Raw genomic sequence first — 16,705 nt, 5'->3', positions numbered from 1 at the left:
TAGCGACGATCAGCAGTCCGACTGCTACTTTCGTTGATGTATGGCCCATGGATTGATCAAGGCGCTGCGATCCAGGTGTTGAAGAACCTCGCTCATGCTTAGGTCGCGATAACCGTCATGCGTCCGAGACTCGGCGGCAACCCAGTGTGGGTTGTTGCCGGGCTCTTGCAGCATGGCCTGGCCCCACTTGTCATACATATCTGCAAGTTCAGCATCATCCCACGCAACGCGAGCGGCATCCACGTTGTGACCGCGCGTTTTCGATTCGTGATGAATAGCCTCGAGTCCCGGTTCGTAAAGAACACGGAAACCAGCTTCTCTTACGCGCAGACAGAGATCAATGTCATTGTACGCGATCGCCAGCCTTTCATCAAAGCCTCCAACCGCTTCAAACACCCGCCGCTTTACCGCCATCAATGCTCCGGTAACGGCGGATGTCTGGCGTGAACGGTGCCAACGATTCATGGGGCCCCCGGACGCCATATCCGCACCGACGCCTTCGTGGACCGGCCGGCCGTGGTTAACTCCCATGGCAATGCCCGCATGCTGGATAGTGCGATCCGGATAGAGAAGTCTAGCGCCTATAACACCCACGGCTTCGCCGGCTAAACTGCCGCGAACGACGTCGTCCCACCCATCGGTTAGGAATTCGACATCGTTGTTGGCGAACACAAGTATGTCATGGCCTTGCCCGGTTGCGGCTAGGTTGTTGAACCGTCCCCAGTTAAAGGGTTCATCCACCTGCATAATTTCGATATCGCCGCTCAGCGCGCGCTCCGAAAGAAGATTTAGAGTGTTAGCTTGGGTGCTTCGATGGTCAATCACCATTACATCAACTGAATGCGGGTTTGACAGCTTCTCTTTTAAGCTGTCGAGGCATGACCTGAGGAGGTCAGGCTGGTCACGAGTCGGGATGATGACCAGTAGTCTTTCCTCACCCTCGACCCGGCGTGCCTCGCTACGAGGCAACGGCTCATTGTTCGACATAGCCGCATCGGAAATACGTTTGCTGCTAAGTATGCGAGGCAGGTGGGCGACGGTTAGGCCTGTAGAGAGGGCAGCTAATAGGATGCTCTGGCGCCGTTCCTTCCCGGCGGTTTCAATAGAGGCGGCGGCTATAAGGGGCCGGGCGCCAGCGCGGACGAGCAGGCATAGCGGTGGATCGGGAGTGTTCGCCTGATCGTGGATGTCGGGCATCGCGTGCAAAGCGGGTCTGCTGTAGGTCGCCCCGCGCCGCCAGTCATAGGTGTGATGATCGTGATCCGCATAGATCACGTCGGCGCGCGTTCGCTCCGAAGCGTAGCGCAGCCACCCGACGGCTTCGCGGTCTAGTCTGCAGCCTGCTTCCGTTAACAGGACCAAGTCTGAATCTAGCGCAAGCCAAGGCGCATCCGCCCCGTCGCTAACGAACGAGATCCGGCGATCCTGATAGACATAACTGGCGACAGCGTGTTCGTGCAGGCTCGCCGACGCGCGAACTACTGCCGTCCAATTGCCATCTCTTTGGTCGAGAAGACTGTTGAGCGATAGACGAAGAAGATCGGGATCCACATCTACTGCATCAATAACTACAGCCAGACTGGAACCTACCGCTGCTGGGGGGGGAGGCTGTACGGGGAAGGTGGATCTGAAATTATGGTAGGCCTCTGCTGGATAGGTTGAGACCGTAATCCATTCTCGTATAGCTTCCAGGTTTTGATCCAAGAGGCTGCTGATCCGCGCTAGGCTGGCCGACATGGCCGGCTGCCCATATTGCTCGCTCGGCAGAAAGTCACGCGCGCCCATGGAGATTAGCTCGTTGCGGGCGAGAGTTAGGCCCGGGTCGATGTCGAGGGCGTCCAAGTACGCCTCAATAGCTTCCGCACGACGTTCCTGGATCTTGAGCACGTGCCCAAGGTGCAGTCTTAGTTCGGAGTTCGCTGGGTCGGCCGCGCAGGCGAGGCGATAGGTTGTTTCAGCTTCGGACCAACGCCCGGCTTCTTTCAGGGCATGCCCTAACTGAATGCGAATAGGCAAATTCTCGGGTGCCAGTACTAACGCCAGGCCGTAGTTTGTGATGGCACCCTGCCAGTCTTGCCGGTCCCGCGCAGCGTCGCCCATGCTAGCCGCCATCTTTGCAGCATCCTCCACGGGCAGAAGAGGAGGGCGATGCGGACGCCCTATAGCCTTGCGATACGCGCGCGCTAGCCACCTCGAGATCTTCACAAATCTACCTGCGGGTTAGGGAACTGGATTAGTCAAGCGATAACTTTGGAGGCTACGTGGGTTGAGCTCGCACGCCGAGCAAAAGGCTGGCTCGGAAGCCAGAAGCGCCTCGGCGCTACGCCCTCTCACGCCTATCGATTTGAGATGATGTTGCGGAGATAATCACCATAGGAGCTCTTTCCGAAATCGTGTGAGAGTCGTTCCAGCTGATTGACGTCGATGAAGCCGCGATCGAATGCGATCTCTTCGGGACACGCAATCTTGAAGCCCTGACGTTTTTCAAGTGTACGGACAAATTCGCCCGCCTCTAACAGGCTGTCAGGCGTACCGGTGTCCAGCCAGGCGAAGCCGCGCCCCATGATTTCTACAGAAAGCTTTCCTCGCTCCAGATAAATACGATTGACGTCGGTGATCTCCAACTCGCCGCGAGCTGAAGGCTCCAGGTTGGCTGCAATTTCAACCACGTCCTTGTCGTAGAAATAAAGCCCAGTCACTGCCCAATTGGATCTAGGGGCGGTTGGCTTTTCCTCTATCGACAGGGCCTTCATGGAAGTGTCGAAATCGACCACTCCATATCGCTCGGGATCGTTGACGTGGTACGCAAACACGGTCGCGCCTTCTGATCGCGATATAGCGCTGACGAAAAGGTCGTTAATGCCGTGGCCGTAATAAATATTGTCGCCTAGAATGAGGGCTGATGGCTCGTCGCCGACAAAATCGGCGCCAATGATATAGGCCTGCGCCAATCCGTCTGGACTAGGCTGCACAGCATACTGGATGTCCATTCCCCAGCGCGACCCATCACCGAGAAGCGCACGATAGGCTGGCGTATCGCGGGGCGTGGAGATGATCAGGACTTCGCGAATGCCCGCCAGCATCAGTGTAGAGAGCGGATAATAGATCATCGGCTTATCGTAGACGGGCATGAGCTGCTTCGATGTGACCAACGTCATTGGATGCAACCGTGTGCCGGAACCGCCGGCGAGAATAATACCTTTCATGGTCACTCCTTGGCGGACAACTGGTCCACAATTTCATAAACGGCAGACTGCCACGGACGAGGAACAACGCCGTACTCACGCTGGATTCTCTGCGTCGCCAGTCGGGAATTGGCTGGACGGCTTGCGAGAGTAGGAAACTCGGCCCTGGTAATGTTCTCTACTTTGGCTGTAGGGCCGCCGTGGGCTTCGCTGAGGGCTAACACTTCACGCGCCAGTCCTGCCCAGGTTGTAGCGCCGGCGTTGACGAAATGAAAAATGCCTCGCGGGGCAGCCTCGTCTTCAATCATGCGCAGCGTGATCGTCTTCAGAGCTTCGGCGATATCCCTAGCTGAAGTGGGATTGCCGTGTTGATCATTCACGACGCGCAGCGTGTGGCGCTCCGTCGCCAGCCGAAGCATGGTTTTGACAAAATTGGTGCGATGTTGGCTAACGACCCATGCGGTCCTCAACACTGCGGAGCGAGGGTTGCCCCTCAGAACGGCCATCTCGCCAGCCAGTTTAGAAGCTCCATACACGCCAAGGGGTTGTACGGCTTCGTCTTCATTGTACTCACCGACATGCGCACCGTCGAAGACGTAGTCGGTCGAGACCTGGATCAACGGGATGCCCGCTGCACGGGTTGCGTCAGCCAGGAGCGCCGGCCCTAGAGCATTGGCGGAATAGGCGGCGGCCACTTCGTTCTCAGCCTGATCCACGGCGGTATAGGCGCCTGAGTTGATAACCGCAGCATAAGCACGCGACGAGAACAGCCGCTCTATCGCGCTTGGATTACCAAGGTCCAACTCGGAACGGGTGGGGGCGTGAAGTCTGATGTGATCTGGCCATTTGGTCGCCAAGAGCTCCAGCCCGACCTGTCCAGCGCCGCCGGTGACGAGGATGGAAAGCGGTTGCTCAGTCTCAAGCATGGGCTTTGCCCAGGCGCTCGGTGGCATAGCTATTAGCCACAATAGTTTGCCACCACTCTTGGTTGTCGAGGTACCAGCGGACTGTCAGACCGATCCCCTCTTCAAATGTCTTTGTCGGCTCCCACTCCAACTCTCGCCGGATCTTCGACGCATCAATGGCGTAGCGGTGATCGTGGCCCGGTCGGTCTGCGACATGGGTTATCTGATCGGCATACGGACTGCCGTCGGCCCGGGGGCGTTCCCTGTCCAGCACGGCGCAGATGGCACGCACAACCTCGATGTTCTTGCGTTCTGCATTACCACCTACATTATAGGTTTCGCCTGGCGTACCGCGTTCGAACACGGCTTGCAGGGCGCGAGCGTGGTCATCGACAAAGAGCCAGTCGCGCACATTGGTCCCATCGCCGTAAACGGGCAATGGCTCACCATTCAGGGCGCGAATGATGATCAAGGGGATTAGCTTTTCAGGGAAATGATACGGGCCGTAGTTGTTCGAGCAGTTGGTAACCAGGATGGGGAGGCCGTATGTATGCCCCCAGGCGCGAACGAGGTGATCGGATGATGCCTTTGATGCCGAGTAGGGAGACCGGGGGTCGTAGGCGGTAGTTTCCGTAAATAAGCCTTCATCGCCCAGCGATCCGAATACTTCGTCCGTGGAGATATGGTGGAAACGGAAAGCTGCTTTGGCCTGATCGTCCAGGCTGCGATAATAACCTAGTGCCTGTTGTAGCATAACGTAGGTGCCGACGACATTGGTTTGGACAAATTCGCCAGGCCCGTCGATCGAGCGATCAACATGACTTTCAGCCGCCAGGTGAGCGATTATCTGCGGTTTGAAGTCGGTCAGGGCTTGAGCAACGGCTTCTGGGTCGGTGATGTCGGCGCGAACGAAGCTATAGCGTGGATTGGAGACTACAGGTTCAAGAGAGCTGAGGACGCCTGCATAGGTGAGCTTGTCATAGACGAGGACCTCGTGGTCCGTGTGATTCATCAACTGACGAACTAGAGCCGAGCCGATGAAACCAGCTCCGCCCGTAACCAGAATGCGCAAAACAATTTCTCCGTTAGTAACGTCGCCGTATCGGGCCGCGGTGCAGCCTAGTCGGATAGTGCTGTGAGGGGGACCCCGTCATAGTCAAACGGGCTGTCAAACTCGGCTAACGCAGGCAGGGCTGCGTCTTTATCCGATAGGATCGGGCCCGCAGCCGGGAGCGGCCAGTCGATTCCGATCTCGGGGTCGTTCCAGAGCAGCCCGCCATCACAGTCCGGCGCATAAACGGCGGAAACCTTATAAATTACCTCGGTATCGGGCTCGAGGGTAATGAAGGCATGGGCAAAACCAACAGGCACATAGAGCTGGGAGCCGTTATCAGCCGACAGTAGAGCGGCAACCCACTTGCCATAGGTTGGAGAGTCTCGACGAACATCTACAGCATAATCCATTATCGAACCGCGTGCGCAACGAACCAGCTTGGCCTGTGCATACGGAGGCCTCTGAAAGTGCAATCCACGAATGGTCCCGGTTAAGGCCGAATACGAGTGATTGTCTTGAACGAAACTATGGTGGATGCCCGCTTTGGCCAGTGATTGCTCAGAATAAGTTTCTGAAAACCAGCCACGAGTGTCGCCAAATCTTTTGGTTTTTAATAGCTGGACCGTCGCCATATGTTCGTCGCTTCTCTCAACAAGGTCACGCAATCCTAGAGATCATCAGCGTGCGAGTGCATGTAGCCTAAGGGCTCTCGGCAGGGCAATCCATCGCTTCATGTTCCCAGCGTCTCAGGTACTCAGCACCACCGCAGCCCCGTCTCATGATTTCCTGTAGTAGGAACTTCGAAGTTCCGGGATCGCTTCCGGGCGATCTGGAGCGGTTATCCAATCGCGTCAACTTGCCGAAGGTTTGTCGGGTGCAAACGGCAAGTGATGTTCCCACTTGGTCAAGGGTCGCAGACCGCCATATCCTGATGGGATTGCGCAGGGGCTTCCTGCCGGGCCCGGGAACGTCTCGGCAGGTTCTAACCAACCCGGACGATCTCAACGCCAAAGAAAGTCACTTCGCCGTCGAAAGCGCCCTCTAGCAACAGCAATCGAAATTCGGACGCCGAGGGCTTGTCCCATTCGTATTCGATTTCAACCTGGAACACGCCTTCCCGCTCCGGACGAAAGTGATGTGAGGTGTATGTATCCTGAGTCCCCCAATCGGCCCTGTATTGGTGTCTTGCGGTGGGGGCGCTGAAGCCAATACGGGCGACAGCTTTCCAGCGTCCCGCTGGCATGGCGATGTAAGGGCCGAAGATCAGGAAGCGCGGACGGCCGGTCAGGTCGAGAGCGACTTCTTCCTTGTTGTGGCGCACATCCTTTGCGTTGATATCAAAAACCTCACTTCCCCAGAAAGCGTGGTCGGCCGCGTAGATGGAAAGGGCCTCCTTCAGCGCTCTGTTACGATTGGACGTTGAGGTGGATGTTGGGCCAAGCAAGGAGAAGCCGGGAAAGAGTTTGACTGAAGTTCCTGCGAAGTCTTCGGCCTTGAAAACCCGGTCGGGAAAGAAGGCGTATCCGCGTCGGATGAAGTCAGAAGCATTCTTCACCGCATTATGGCGTGGCGCAGGGTCGTTATCTGCGTCCAGCTTGGCGGAGAGGGGACCGCTGGTGCTCAGTAAGACGGCAACGTCCTTTGCGTGAACGCCAGCTTTGCGAGCCTCTTCAGGGTCTAGCGACAGGGTCAATGTCTTGCCCAACGCGACCGTGTTGGCGTCGGCTGCCGAATTGATGACCGTAAAGCCCGCATCCGTCGCCTGTGCTGTGATCGAAGCCACCCAGTCGTCCCGATCGGCGCATGGCGGAATGATCAGCCACAGATGTTGTTTGGTGTTAGGCATGGTCAGGCGGCGCGCAGCCAGGTGTAGACTTCGACGGCTTCCTTGATGTCGTCGAAAATCTTGGCCTTGCCGCTCTCGATGATCAGGGCCCGATCGCAATAGCGGGTGATCAGATTGGTGTCGTGCGACGCCATCAGGAAGGCGCAGTGGCCGCGATCCTCGAACAGGCCTTCCTGACATTTGCGCTGGAAGCGGGCGTCGCCGACCGCCACCAGCTCGTCGATCAGATAGCAGTCGAACTCGATCGCCAGCGACAGGCCGAAGGCCAGGCGGGCGCGCATCCCCGACGAGAAATGCTTGACCGGTTCGCGCAGCGCCTTGCCGAGTTCGGCGAAGTCGTCGACCCGCGCCAGGGTCTCCTTGTAGTCGCGCTTATACAGACGCGAGAGGAAGCGGACATTGTCCAGCCCGGACAGACTGCCCTGGAAGCCGCCTGCAAAGCCGATGGGCCATGACGTCGTCATGTTCCATTCGATCTTGCCCGTGCTGGGGGGCATGATGCCGCCCAACATCTGGATGAGCGTCGACTTGCCCTGGCCGTTGCGGCCTAGTAGGGCGAGCCGACCAGAGCGGCCGAGGTCGAAGTTGACGTCCTTGAACACGGGACGTTTGCTCGACTTGAATTTCTTGCTGACGTCGACGACGCGCAAGCCCGGCTCTTCGAGCGCCATCAGCTCTGCCTGTGTTCCCGAATGCCGGCCCAGACCAGCCATCCGATGGCATAGGCCAGAAGCGACGAGGCGAAGATGGTCAGGATCGCCCGCCAGCGGCGCGGCTCGCTGCCCTTGTCCGGCAGGCTGGGCGATACGATGCGCTCCAGATAGAGCTTTTGGCGGCTGGCGTCCTGTTGAGCCGTCAGGAGGCTGGCTTCGGCCTGGGACACCCGGCGCTCGGCGATCTCGCGCTGCAGGACCAGATCTTCATAGGCGCCCAGCTTGGGCGCCAGGGAGTCGGCGCCGCCTGCGAGGCGGGCGCGGGCGTCCTCCACCTGGCGTTCCAGCCCGGCGATGCGGCGGTTCAGGATCGGCAGTTGCGGGCTGGCCGGCGCCTCGGCGGCCAGCTGGTCGCGTTCGGCTTTCAACTGGGCGATTGAGACCAGTAGGGTGACGCTCACCTGAGTGCTTTCAGCCGCTTCGGCGCGCGGATCGAGGAAGCGTGTCGAGGTGCGGAAGGCGGTCAGCGCCTGTTTGGCGGTTTCGGCGGCGGCCAGGGCGGCCTGGCGGTCGCGTTCGGCATCGCGCAGGGCGTTGGCGGCCGCGCGTTCGTTCAACTGGTTGATCAGGGTCTCGCCGCTGTCCAGCATCGCCAGGTTGAGCGCCTGGGCTTCGCGGGCGGAAAAGGCCTGCACGCGGATGGTGCTGATGCCGGTGCCGGAATCATGGCCGACCGTCAGGAAGCGCTGGAAGGCCTTGTAGAGGCTCTCTTCGCTGTCGCCTTCCCAAGGACGCGGGTAGCGCGACAGGGCGTCTGCTCCGGGGCGGCCCAGAATGGCGCGCAGGTCGAACCGCTTCTGCATTTCCTTCATGCCGTCGCGTGACGTCAGATATTCGTGCACAGCGAAGGCTTCGTTGGCGCTGGTCGAGAAGCCCGCAACGCTCAACGCCATGCCGACCGTCGTGGGTTGGGATACATTCGCTGAACGGACGACGAAGTGCGCTTCTGACACGTATCGCGGCGAGGCGATCAGCAGATAATAGATTGCAGCCAACGCGGTGGGCACGCCCACGACGATCATGAAGGCGATCGGAAGCTTGCGCTTCTTACCGGTCTTGCCTGGCCCCGGAAGCATCTTGGGCAAGGAGCCTAGGTACTGCAGCTTGGAGTCGGCCATGCGTGCCTTTTACCCTTGGGAGTGGTCATAAATGGTAAATAAAGTCAGTCAGACGCCATGTGTTCGCGGGCGCCGGCGATCAGCAGCAGGCCTGCGATATTGAGACACGCGCCCCAGATGATCGGGTACATCGGATCGTAGTGGGTGACCACGAACTCGCCGAACACCGCCGCGCGTATCATTTCCACACAGTGGACGAAGGGCACGCTCAGATAGATCTTCTGGGCGGCTGGCGGCACCCACGCAACCATGAAGAAAACGCCCGACAGCGGGATCATGGCGTAGCTAATCAGGCCGATCATGCGTTCGAACACCTCGAAACGCATGGCCAGACCGGCCAGCACCAGAGCCAGGCCCGAAGCGACCCAGGCCAGGGTGAACCAGCCTTGATACAGCAGCAGGTAGTTGAACGGCAGGCTGACCTGTTCAAGGCTGAGCAGCACCAGATAGACGATCAGGAAGGCGGTCGTGCTGCCGGCGAGTTCCAGGATGATGCGCGCTGACAGTATGTGCATCGGGGTGATGCGGCGATGGTAGAGCAGTCCCAGATTCGATTGCAGCGCGGTGGACAGCAGGCTGATCATGTGCCGGATCATGATCAGGCTCATATAGCCGGTCATCACGAAGGGCGCGAGGCGGATGCCGTGCTCATAAGGCGACTTGGTAAAGCTCCACAGGATCATCACGCCGAAACAGAAAATGAGAGGTTCGCCCACGATCCAGACGAAGCCCAGCCCCTGACGGCCATAGCGGGTCGCCATCTCGCGCAGGATCAGAGCTCCGATGATGCGCAGATGGTGCTCGACGCCGGCGAAGAAGCGGCGCGGAAACGAGGCCGACTTGTCGGGGATTGAGGTATCGGAAGCCATCGAACCTACCTGGATCGAGCGCCAGACGGACGCCCCGATGCGTTCAGGAAAACGTCAAGGATGACGCCTGCCGCTTCTTCTGCCGTATTTTTTTCCGTTTGAACATGGATTTCAGCCCCTTCCGGCGCCTCATACGGGCTGTCGATGCCGGTGAAGTTGACCAACTCGCCGCGCCGGGCCTTGGCGTAGAGGCCTTTGACGTCGCGCGCTTCGACCTTTGCGAGCGGGGCGTCGATGAAGATTTCCAGGAAGGGGACATCGCCCATCATTTCGCGGGCCATCGCCCGTTCGGCGCGGAAAGGCGAGATCAGCGACACCAGGACGATCAGGCCGGCGTCGGCCATCATCCGGGCGGCTTCGGCGGCGCGGCGGATGTTCTCGACCCGGTCGGCCTCGGTGAAGCCCAGGTCGCGGCTGAGGCCGTGGCGCAGATTGTCGCCGTCGATCAGATAGGTGTGACGCCCCTCGGCGGCCAACTGCTCCTCGACCAGGTTGGCGATGGTGGACTTGCCCGCGCCGGACAGGCCGGTGAACCACAGCACGGCTGGTTGCTGGTCTTTCAGGGCGGCGCGTCGGGCGCGGTCGACCTTGATCGGCTGGCGATGGATGTTGTGGGCGCGGCGCAGGGCGAAGCGGATCATCCCGGCCCCGACCGTCGCCTGGCTCATCCGGTCGATCAGGATGAAGCCGCCCATTTCGCGGTCTTCCTCATAGGGGGCGAAAGCGATGTCGGCCCCCAGCGACAGATGGCAGACGCCGATGTCGTTCAGCTCCAGCGTCCGGGCGGCCAGCGGCTCCAGGGTGTTGACGTTGACCTTGTGGCGGATGTCGGTGATCGAGGCGGCGACGGTGCGGGCGCCCAGCTTCAGATCGTACTGGCGGCCGGGCAGCAGCGGCGCCTCGGCCATCCAGATCACGGCGGCCTCGAACTGGTCGGCGGTCTCCAGCGGGGCGTCGGCGGCGCACAGGACGTCGCCGCGCGACAGGTCGATCTCGTCGGTCAGTGTCAGAACGACGGACTGACTGGCGCGGGCCTCTTCGGCGTCCTCGGTCGGGGCCAGGACGCGCGCGACCGTGGTCGTCACCCCTGAAGGCAGAGCGCGCACCCCGTCGCCGGGCCTCACGCGGCCCGCGGCGATCCGGCCCGTATAGCCGCGAAAGTCCAGATGCGGCCGGATCACGCCCTGCACGGCCATGCGGAACGGCATGTCCTGGCCTTCGGATAGCGGCGGCAGCGCCTCCAGCGTCTCCAGCAGGGTCGGGCCGGAATACCAGCCGCCGTCCTCGCCGCGTCGCGCCACATTGGCCCCCGTCGCGCCGGACACCGGAATGGCCGTGACCTCCAGTCCGACCTGTGCGGCGTAGGAGGCGAACTCGGCGGCGATGGACTCGAACGCGGGCTGGCTCCAGTCCGCCAGGTCCATCTTGGTGACGGCCAGAACCACCCGGCGCACGCCCATCAGGGCCAGGATGTGCGCGTGGCGGCGCGTCTGGGTCAGCACCCCCTTGCGCGCGTCGGCCAGGATGATCGCTCCATCGGCGGTCGAGGCGCCGGTGGCCATGTTGCGCGTGTACTGCTCATGACCGGGCGTATCGGCGACGATGAAGCTGCGCCGCTCGGTCGAGAAATAGCGATAGGCCACGTCGATGGTGATGCCCTGTTCGCGCTCGGCCAGCAGGCCGTCGACCAGCAGGGAGAAATCCAGCGCGCCGTCCGCATCGGTCAGGGCGGCGATCTGGTCGTCGGGCACGGCGCCGACGTCATGCAGCAGGCGGCCGATCAGCGTCGACTTGCCGTCGTCCACCGAGCCGCAGGTGATGAAGCGCAGCAGGTCGCGCTGAGGGGAGGGCGCCGACATCAAAAATAGCCCTCCTGCTTCTTGCGCTCCATCGACCCGGCCTGGTCGCGGTCGATCAGGCGACCCTGACGCTCGGAACTGCGCGAGGCGCGCATTTCGGCGATGACGGCGTCCAGCGTCGTCGCTTCGCTTTCGATGGCGCCGGACAGGGGGTAGCAGCCCAGGGTGCGGAAGCGGACGGTGCGGACCTCGGGCGTTTCGCCGGGGCTCAGCCGCATTCGTTCGTCATCTACGACGATCAGGGCGCCTTCGCGCGTCACGACTGGGCGCGGCGCGGCGAAATACAGGTCCACGACGGGAATGTTCTCGGCGGCGATGTAGTCCCACACGTCCAGTTCGGTCCAGTTGGACAGGGGGAAGACCCGCATGGTCTCGCCCGGCGAGACGCGCGGATTGTACAGGCTCCACAGCTCCGGCCGCTGACGGCGCGGATCCCAGCGGTGACCGGGGCCGCGGAAGGAGAAGACCCGCTCCTTGGCTCGGCTGGCCTCCTCGTCGCGGCGCGCTCCGCCGATGGCGGCGTCGAAGCCGTGCAGGTCCAGCGCCTGCCTCAGCCCCTGCGTCTTCCACATATCCGTATGCACGGCCGAGCCGTGATCGAACGGATTGACGCCGCGCTCGACGGCTTCGGGGTTCTTGTAGACGATCAGTTCCATGCCGCTTTCGGCGGCCATGCGGTCGCGCAGGGCGTACATGGCGCGGAACTTCCACGTCGTATCGACGTGCAGCAGGGGGAAGGGCGGCGGGGCCGGATGGAAGGCCTTGCGCGCCAGGTGCAGCAGGGCGGCCGAATCCTTGCCGATCGAATACAGCAGCACCGGGCGCGCGCACTCGGCCGCCACCTCGCGCAGGATGTGGATGCTCTCGCTCTCCAGTCTCTGGAGGTGCGTGAGCCGTTCAGCGGAAAGGGCGGCGGGCACGGCGTCAGGCCAGCGTCAGGCCGACCTTGCCGTACAGGTCGCGCAGTCGAGCCTGATAGGCGGCGGGCGTGAACTGGCCGGCCTGGATCAGGCCGCGCGCCTGCAACTCGTGACGCAGGCTCTCGTCGGCGTCCAGCGCCTGAATGCCGCGCGTCATCGCCTGGACGTCATAGGGATCGACGATCACGGCCGCGTCCCCGGCGACTTCGGGCAGGGAGCCTCCCGTCGAGGTCAGCACTGCCGTCGACAGGGCCATCGACTCCAGCACCGGCAGGCCGAACCCCTCATACAGGGAAGGGAACAGGGTGGCCTTGGCGCCCCGGATCAGGCTGACCAACATGGAGAAGGGCATATACTCATATTGGCGGATGCGGTCGGCGCTGGGGCCGCCGTCGCGCTTGACCTGGTTCAGCAGGGCGGTCTCGCCCTCGTCCAGCCAGGCGCGGCCCCCGATGATGACCAGCGGCGTCTTGCTGCCGGACGCCAGATAGGCCTCGACGATGCGACCCAGGTTCTTCTTCGGCTCGATGGCGCCGAAGTGCAGGAAATAGTCCTTCCAGCCCAGGTTGAAGACGCCCTCCAGCTCCAGCTCCACCTCGGCCTGAGAGCGCGAGGTCAGGCTCTCGGGCAGGTCGACGGCCTGATAGGTGTTGGTGACCCGGTCTTCGGACACGCCCAGCAGACGGATCACGTCCTGACGGGTCGTCTCGGACACCACGGCGATGTGGTCGGCGCGTTTCGCCACGGCCTGACACAGGCGCATATAGACGGCCTTGTCGTCCATTGTCGTGTGCGGCAGGCGCAGCGGGATGAGGTCGTGGATGGTGTATAGGTTCGCCACGCCCTTGGCGTACAGCGGCAGGGTCGCTGTCCAGTGCATGGCGTCGGGCCGAGGCACCTCGGTCGAGGTTTCGAAGCTTACCGGGGTTTCCTTGCCATAGGCCGCGAAGCTGCGGTTGGCGATCTGGAACAGGTTCTGGGCGGCCCAGAAGCTGTCGGCCGCTGGTCGGCCGCCGCCGCGATTGGGCCAGATCACCTCGCCCGAAGGCATAATGGCGTGCGCTTCACGTCCGAAGCGCGACATATAGGTGTCGCGGAAGCGCTGGATCTTCTTCTTTCGGTTCAGCTTCTCGGAAGGGCGCTCGGCGTCGGTCAGAGCCGTTTCGTTGACGACGTTGCTGGCCTTGCGGGCCGCCGCCGGGCCGTAAAGCACCTGCGTGCCCAGACCGATTTCGCGCGCATTGATCAGCAGGTTTCGCCCATAGGTGGCGATCCCCGAGCCCTTTGCGAGCGCCAGGTTGAAGCCGTCGATGCAGATAGAAGACATTGAGATGAGCTGATCCGATGAAGCAGCCGGATGTGGACGACACCCTGAACCTCAGGTCAAGGGGCGCAAGAGGAGCCTTTGTTAACCTGTGCTTCATCCCTGTAGCCCGCAGGCCACGTTTTGGGCTTAAGCTGTGGTTTTGGCGCCTTTCACGCTCGACCCTTCATGGCAACGCTGCTAGGGAAGCTGCAGGTGACTTTTCTCGTCGCCATACTGACAACAGATCTCGGAGGGCCGCATCACATGCGTGTCAAGAGTTTGATCCTGGCGTCGAGCGCGGCGGCTGCCCTGGCCCTGTCGGCCGGCGCAGCATCGGCTGAGCCCGATGGCTGGTACGGCGCGATCGACGCCGGCTACCACATCATCGACGACATCAATACGGAAGCTTCGGCGACCGGCCACAACTGGAACTGGGAAGTCAACGACGGCTGGGCGGCCTTTGCTCGCCTGGGCTACCGTTTCAACCCGAACTGGCGTGTTGAGCTCGAAGGCGGCTACCGCTCGGGCGACATCGGCCGCGTGCGCGCCGTCTCGGGTCCGCAGGGCCTGTGCAACCTGACGCCGGCCACCGGTCCGTGCCACTCGCCGGAAGGCGACATCACGTCGACCACCCTGATGGCCAACGTCATCTATGACTTCGGTTCGCCGGACTGGACCATCCGTCCGTTCGTCGGCCTGGGCGTTGGCGCCAACCGCGTCAACACCGACACCGTCGGCCGCCTGCGTCAGACGCCGGGCGTGGCCTTCGCCGCTGACGACAGCTCGACCAAGTTCGCCGCCCAGGCGATCGCCGGTCTGGCCTGGGCCGTCTCGGACCGCGCCAACATCGACCTGACGTACCGTTATCTGACGGGCGACATGGAGTTCGACACCAACACCTCGGGCACGGGCGCCATTCCGTTCGGTACCCTGGCGGGCGACTATGACCAGTCGCACACCGTGACGCTGGGCCTGCGCTATGCGTTCGGCGCCGAGCCGGTGGCCCCGCCGCCGCCGCCGCCCCCGCCGCCGCCGCCTCCGCCGCCTCCCCCGCCGCCCCCGCCGCCGCCTCCGCCGCCTCCGGCCAAGCCGGCTGCGCGTCAGTTCGTGGTCTACTTCGACTTCGACCGTTCGGACCTGACGGCGGAAGCCCGCTCGGTGGTGACGCAAGCCGCCAACTACGCCAAGTCGGGCGCTCCGACGCGCGTGCTGGTGGTCGGCCACACCGACACCTCGGGCAACGCGGCCTACAACATGGGCCTGTCCAACCGCCGTGCGCGCACCGTGGCTGACGCCCTAGTCGCTCAAGGCGTCAACGGCGGCGTGATCTCGCTGGACGGCAAGGGCGAGACCCAGCCGGCCAAGGCCACCGGCGACGGCGTGCGTGAGCCGCTGAACCGCCGCGCCACCGTCGACATCAACTTCTAAGGCTCAAGGGGGCCGGCTCATCCCGGCCCCCGCGACCGTAGAAGCGTCGATAAGAACAAGGACGGTCGGCCCATGCGGGCTGACCGTCCTTTTTCTATGCCTGAAGGCCGCCCTTGCTGGCGCCTGTCATCATCTGCGGTTATCTGCGGGGGAACGATTTTCTAGAGGAGTGCTTCGATGCGCGTCACCATGATCGGAACGGGCTATGTCGGCCTGGTGTCTGGGGCCTGTTTCGCCGATTTCGGCCACACGGTGACCTGCGTCGACAAGGACGCCTCCAAGATCGACCGCCTGCACCAGAACATCATGCCCATCTATGAGCCGGGCCTGGACGATCTGGTGGAGACCAACGTCAAGGGCGGGCGCCTGTCCTTCGCCACGGACGGGGCCGAGGCCATCCGCTCGGCCGACGCCGTCTTCATCGCCGTCGGCACCCCCTCGCGCCGCGGCGACGGTCATGCGGACCTGTCCTACGTCTATGCGGCGGCCGAGGAGATCGCCGATCTGATGCAGGGCTTCACTGTCGTGGTGACCAAGTCCACCGTCCCGGTCGGCACCGGGGACGAGATCGAGCGCATCATCCGCGAACGCCGCCCCGACGCCGACTTCGCCGTCGTCTCCAACCCCGAATTCCTGCGCGAAGGCGCCGCCATCGGCGATTTCAAGCGCCCTGACCGCGTCGTCGTCGGCACGGATAACGAGCGCGCCCGCGCCGTGATGGCCGAACTCTATCGGCCGCTGAACCTGAACGAGACGCCGATCATGTTCACCGGCCGCCGCACCTCCGAACTGATCAAATATGCGGCCAACGCCTTCCTGGCGATGAAGATCACCTTCATCAATGAGGTCGCCGACCTGTGCGAGGCGGTCGGCGCCGATGTGCAGCAGGTGGCCCGCGGCATCGGCCTGGACAATCGCATCGGCTCGAAGTTCCTGCACGCCGGGCCGGGCTACGGCGGTTCGTGCTTCCCCAAGGACACCCTGGCCCTGGTGCGCACGGCGGCCGACGCCGGCTCGCCGGTTCGTCTCATCGAGACGACGGTGGCCATCAACGACGCCCGCAAGAAGGCGATGGCCGACCGCGTGGCCAAGGCGCTTGGCGGCGATCTGAAGGGCAGGACGGTCGCCCTGCTGGGTCTGACCTTCAAGCCGAACACCGACGACATGCGCGATGCGCCGTCCTTGGATGTCGCGCCGGCCCTGATCGCGCGCGGGGCGACGGTTCACGCCTATGACCCCGAGGGCATGGAGGAAGCCGCCAAGCTTCTGGACGGGGTGGTCTTCAAGAACGGCCCCTATGACGCGGTCGAGGGCGCCGACGTGGTGGTGATCCTGACCGAATGGAACCAGTTCCGCGCCCTGGATCTGGACCGGGTCAAGCTGCTGTTGAAGCAGCCGGTCATGGTCGATCTGCGCAACGTCTATCGCCCGGACGACATGAAGGCGCGGGGCTTCCGCTATACGTCGATCGGTCGTCCCGACCACGCCGCCTGATCAGCGAG

General features: G+C 62.4%; 14 protein-coding genes. 2 read left to right on the top strand and 12 right to left on the bottom strand.

Annotation, left to right across the window (positions count from 1 at the left end; translation table 11 throughout):
• Positions 1 to 24: 24 nt before the first annotated feature.
• The 12 genes from RSD66_RS14665 to RSD66_RS14610 all read right to left on the bottom strand — a co-directional run bounded on the left by RSD66_RS14665 (position 25) and on the right by RSD66_RS14610 (position 13,796).
• On the bottom strand, positions 25 to 2,100 hold the full coding sequence (locus tag RSD66_RS14665; protein WP_415288445.1) for a glycosyltransferase: 2,076 nt from the start codon (positions 2,098 to 2,100) through the stop codon (positions 25 to 27).
• A gap of 236 nt (positions 2,101 to 2,336) precedes the next feature.
• Positions 2,337 to 3,206, bottom strand: coding sequence for a glucose-1-phosphate thymidylyltransferase RfbA (gene rfbA / locus RSD66_RS14660; protein WP_415288444.1), 870 nt, complete (start codon positions 3,204 to 3,206; stop codon positions 2,337 to 2,339).
• A gap of 2 nt (positions 3,207 to 3,208) precedes the next feature.
• Positions 3,209 to 4,111 carry a dTDP-4-dehydrorhamnose reductase gene (rfbD, locus tag RSD66_RS14655; protein ID WP_415288443.1) on the bottom strand — a complete coding sequence of 301 codons (903 nt, stop codon included), beginning with the start codon at positions 4,109 to 4,111 and terminating at the stop codon, positions 3,209 to 3,211.
• The gene (rfbB, locus tag RSD66_RS14650) at positions 4,104 to 5,162 is read right to left on the bottom strand and encodes a dTDP-glucose 4,6-dehydratase (protein ID WP_415288442.1); all 1,059 of its coding nucleotides are present in this window, start codon (positions 5,160 to 5,162) and stop codon (positions 4,104 to 4,106) included. Before rfbB ends, rfbD begins: the two co-directional genes overlap by 8 nt.
• A gap of 47 nt (positions 5,163 to 5,209) precedes the next feature.
• Positions 5,210 to 5,776, bottom strand: coding sequence for a dTDP-4-dehydrorhamnose 3,5-epimerase (gene rfbC / locus RSD66_RS14645; protein WP_119413832.1), 567 nt, complete (start codon positions 5,774 to 5,776; stop codon positions 5,210 to 5,212).
• A 350-nt stretch (positions 5,777 to 6,126) separates the two neighbouring features.
• Entirely contained in the window at positions 6,127 to 6,990 is an 864-nt protein-coding gene (locus RSD66_RS14640) for a hypothetical protein (RefSeq protein WP_415288441.1), read from the bottom strand.
• Positions 6,991 to 6,992: 2 nt separating this feature from the next.
• On the bottom strand, positions 6,993 to 7,661 hold the full coding sequence (locus RSD66_RS14635) for an ABC transporter ATP-binding protein (RefSeq protein ID WP_119413830.1): 669 nt from the start codon (positions 7,659 to 7,661) through the stop codon (positions 6,993 to 6,995).
• A complete protein-coding gene (locus tag RSD66_RS14630) occupies positions 7,661 to 8,821 on the bottom strand; it encodes a chain-length determining protein (protein ID WP_415288440.1) in 1,161 nt (386 codons plus the stop codon). Before RSD66_RS14630 ends, RSD66_RS14635 begins: the two co-directional genes overlap by 1 nt.
• Before the next feature lie 44 nt (positions 8,822 to 8,865).
• Positions 8,866 to 9,690 (bottom strand): ABC transporter permease, encoded by an 825-nt coding sequence (locus RSD66_RS14625; RefSeq protein WP_119413828.1) that lies wholly within the window; start codon positions 9,688 to 9,690, stop codon positions 8,866 to 8,868.
• A gap of 5 nt (positions 9,691 to 9,695) precedes the next feature.
• Positions 9,696 to 11,549, bottom strand: a complete 1,854-nt coding sequence (gene cysC / locus RSD66_RS14620; protein ID WP_415288439.1) for an adenylyl-sulfate kinase — start codon at positions 11,547 to 11,549, stop codon at positions 9,696 to 9,698.
• Positions 11,549 to 12,469, bottom strand: coding sequence for a sulfate adenylyltransferase subunit CysD (gene cysD, locus RSD66_RS14615; protein ID WP_415288438.1), 921 nt, complete (start codon positions 12,467 to 12,469; stop codon positions 11,549 to 11,551). The genes cysC and cysD overlap by 1 nt, the downstream gene beginning before the upstream one ends.
• Before the next feature lie 4 nt (positions 12,470 to 12,473).
• A complete protein-coding gene (locus RSD66_RS14610; RefSeq protein WP_415288437.1) occupies positions 12,474 to 13,796 on the bottom strand; it encodes a glycosyltransferase family 4 protein in 1,323 nt (440 codons plus the stop codon).
• Positions 13,797 to 14,039: 243 nt separating this feature from the next.
• Between RSD66_RS14610 and RSD66_RS14605 the strand changes: the two genes are divergently transcribed.
• Together RSD66_RS14605 and RSD66_RS14600 are read left to right on the top strand one after the other, a co-directional pair.
• Positions 14,040 to 15,203: an OmpA family protein gene (locus RSD66_RS14605; RefSeq protein ID WP_415288436.1), complete on the top strand. Its 1,164-nt coding sequence runs from the start codon at positions 14,040 to 14,042 to the stop codon at positions 15,201 to 15,203.
• A gap of 177 nt (positions 15,204 to 15,380) precedes the next feature.
• Entirely contained in the window at positions 15,381 to 16,697 is a 1,317-nt protein-coding gene (locus RSD66_RS14600; protein ID WP_415288435.1) for a UDP-glucose dehydrogenase family protein, read from the top strand.
• The last annotated feature ends 8 nt before the right edge of the window (positions 16,698 to 16,705 follow it).

The organism is Brevundimonas sp. S1H14 (assembly GCF_047716865.1).
GTDB lineage: Bacteria > Pseudomonadota > Alphaproteobacteria > Caulobacterales > Caulobacteraceae > Brevundimonas > Brevundimonas naejangsanensis.
This window is presented reverse-complemented; position numbering and strand designations above follow the sequence as displayed.